This is a genomic window from Gilliamella sp. B2717, assembly GCF_026536675.1.
GTDB lineage: Bacteria > Pseudomonadota > Gammaproteobacteria > Enterobacterales > Orbaceae > Gilliamella > Gilliamella apicola_I.
In genome coordinates, this window is record NZ_JAFNNQ010000037.1 from 1,230 (window position 1) to 1,555 (window position 326).

Sequence of the window (326 nt, forward strand, 5' to 3'; positions counted from 1 at the left end):
GCTGTCGTGCCGATCTAACAATTCGATCGCGGGAATATTTTCGATAATACCCCCCTGCAATCGTTCAACAATTGCCAGTAAATTAGCAGGGATTTTTGCCCACGTTGTTGCGTCGGTTGTAGCCCCTTTTTTGGTACTACCAGAAAAACCTGAACTTTTTTGATGCACACCTTTTGAAGAAAACGACATAAACGACCTGATTAATAATTGACTGGCCTGAATTATTTCGTCAGAACAATTGCAATAACAGGCGTTTTGATACTCGTTTCTGTGAAATGGGGTTAACGCAATTAACTGAATTAATTTTTTTGCAGATTGAGGATTGC

General features: G+C 39.9%; 1 pseudogene. It reads right to left on the reverse strand.

Annotated elements, in window-relative coordinates:
* Nucleotides 1-189 (reverse strand): annotated as a pseudogene (locus tag J3U35_RS05650) (DNA adenine methylase); the annotation flags it as partial.
* Between the last annotated feature and the right edge of the window lie 137 nt (nt 190-326).